At 44.8% G+C, this 2,288-nt stretch carries 2 protein-coding genes and 1 pseudogene; 1 reads left to right on the forward strand and 2 read right to left on the reverse strand.

The window, feature by feature from the left end; genetic code table 11:
- Window positions 1-182: 182 nt before the first annotated feature.
- Window positions 183-1,243 (forward strand): annotated as a pseudogene (locus tag AC2VE5_RS26015) (IS630 family transposase).
- 4 nt (window positions 1,244-1,247) lie between these two features.
- On the opposite strand, the gene AC2VE5_RS26020 reads toward AC2VE5_RS26015, so the two are convergent.
- Together AC2VE5_RS26020 and AC2VE5_RS26025 are read right to left on the reverse strand one after the other, a co-directional pair.
- Complete coding sequence (locus AC2VE5_RS26020; RefSeq protein WP_486890457.1) at window positions 1,248-1,547, reverse strand: hypothetical protein; 300 nt, start codon at window positions 1,545-1,547, stop codon at window positions 1,248-1,250.
- Window positions 1,507-2,070 carry an ISAs1 family transposase gene (locus AC2VE5_RS26025; protein ID WP_486890458.1) on the reverse strand — a complete coding sequence of 188 codons (564 nt, stop codon included), beginning with the start codon at window positions 2,068-2,070 and terminating at the stop codon, window positions 1,507-1,509. Before AC2VE5_RS26025 ends, AC2VE5_RS26020 begins: the two co-directional genes overlap by 41 nt.
- Window positions 2,071-2,288: the final 218 nt, after the last annotated feature.

A 2,288-nucleotide genomic window follows, 5' to 3' on the forward strand; every position in this document is an offset into this window, starting at 1 on the left:
TCTTGTCACTAGGTTATTTGTCGATGAGGCGCAGTCACTAGCGCCAGACTTTCAAGTACATGAAGTATCTCAACTAGGAGATACCGCATCAAAAGTAATGATTTCAGACGTAAGCGATCTAGATAAGTAGCTAGGTGAAATTAAGTATAAAATACGAGAGGTTGTTAATTATAGGTTAGTTAATGCCTGCTCCCCTTAAGATTCGCCTCGCCCCTGAAGAAGATTTCACCCTATCGCAGTTGCAAGAGGCAACTCTAGTTCCGCAGCGAACTAGAAAGCGCGCTCATATGCTGCGGTTGAATGCTCAGGGATGGACAGTGGGAGCAATTGCAGAAATATTTGAGTGCCACGAGCATACCGTTAGAGCAACAATTCGACGTTGGCAACAGCAGGGACTGGGTGGTTTATGGGAAGCATCTGGTCGAGGCACAAAACGTTTATGGCAAGAAGCCGATATGCAGTATTTGGAGCAATGTCTAGAGCAACAGGAGCGGACCTATAATAGCAAGCAACTAGCAAATGTTTTAGAACAGGAGCGTCAAGTTAACTTGAGTGCTGACCGGATTCGACGTATCCTGCAAAAAAGGGCTTTAGATGGAAACGCACGCGACACAGCCAGCGAGAAAAACAAGACCCGCAAAACAAACAACTTAAACAAGCACAGTTAAATGCACTTCTTCAGGTAGCGCAATCAGGATACATCGAACTGATGTATCTTGACGAGTCAGGCTGCCAGTTATGGAGTCCTGTAAGTTATAGTTATAGCCGCAAGGGAGAACAAAAACGCCTTGAGCAAACTGACCGCCGTAGCAGACGTATCAGTATTTTAGGCTTATGGCAACCAGATAAAAGCTTCAAATATGCATTAGCTTGTGGCAGTTTCAAGAGCGAAAGTTATATCAAGGTCATCGATTGGATTGCAGAACAAACGTCTGAGACTTTCAGGACAACTGGACGGATAACGGTGGTGGTACAAGATAATGGTTCCTTGCATACCAGCCATCTGACTCGCCAACAGTGGCAACGATGGCGTTCTCAAGGCTTATTCCTATTCTTCCTACCCCCATATTGCTGTGAAATGAACCGGATTGAAGATCAATGGCATCAACTCAAGACTCATGAAATTGCTGGACAGATGTTTGAGGATGAATATGATTTAGCTCTTGCCATCATGGATGGAATGGAAGCTCGGAGTGTTAAAGGTGGTTATACACTGGAACGTTTTAAGTTTAATTCCACCTGACTACTTAGTTGGTTTTCAGATATTGTTTTCCAGAGCGGATACCAATGCGTTCAACTTGAATCAAGCTTTTTGCTCCAAGCCAACCCTTGTCGATGTCATGGAGGTGAGCGAAAACACTTACAAGTCTACAGGTGGTTCGACCTCGGTTTTTCTCAATATCAACGAACCGTTCACAGGGTTTTTGCTCTTCGGTAATTGTCTTAATTCGTGCTAGTAGTTGAGGTTGATTTCTTTTGACGGTGATAACGTAGTCGTTGCTGCCCTCAATGATTAGCGCCGTAGTTTTTTTGGCAGTGCAGGGCATCCATTGTGAACACAACGCCCTCTAGATGCAACGTTTCAAGCATTGTTTGCACTACTTTTAATTCATTAGTCTGGTTCGATTCAAACTGTTGGGCGGCAAGCACTACTCCAGTGCGACTACTGTAAACTGAAATCATGTTGATGAAGTTTTGGTAAGCTGTTCCTGGCAAGGTTCCAGTTCCTTTAATACTTTTACCATCCATCGCTAACCACTCCCCTGGTTGAATATCAATAGTACGGCTGACCCATTGCTCGAACTGCTGTGCGAGTGTTTCAAAATCTAGCTTCTGTAAAATGCGGCGAAAAGTAGTATCTGATGGCAGGCGAGTTACTTCTAGCCCTAGTTTCTCACTGACTGCTTGATAGTGTCGTGTGCCGAAGTCTTCCAGTGCGTAGTAACTTCGGCATCCACTTATTGTTCCCATAATCACTAATAGCAAAATCAGCCATAGAGGATAGCGTCTACCTTGAGATGTTCGGAAATCCTTAATCTCCTGAAGGGATTGAATTAGGCTTGCCTCCATTTTTGTTCTCCAACTCTTTCATCTCTATCATTCTAATATTTCTTTGAAAAATGAATTATCCCTGGACATCTAACCCAGACTGCAAAGAGCCAGCGCAGCTAAGACGTCGGAGGCGATTTTGACGGCGCGTCTAAGGCGGATGGCCCCGCCCATGAGGGCCTCCTCTAGTGACACGCCCGAGCAGTAAGCGTAGATGATGCGGTCGTCTTCAGCTGCTA

The sequence above is a fragment of the Aliterella sp. E5.1 genome, from assembly GCF_057473825.1.

What these genes read in the sequence shown, in the direction of transcription:
- AC2VE5_RS26020 (WP_486890457.1), bottom strand. Translation starts at nt 1,547, where the DNA reads ATGCCCTGCACTGCCAAAAAAACTACGGCGCTAATCATTGAGGGCAGC.
- AC2VE5_RS26025 (WP_486890458.1), bottom strand. Translation starts at nt 2,070, where the DNA reads ATGGAGGCAAGCCTAATTCAATCCCTTCAGGAGATTAAGGATTTCCGA.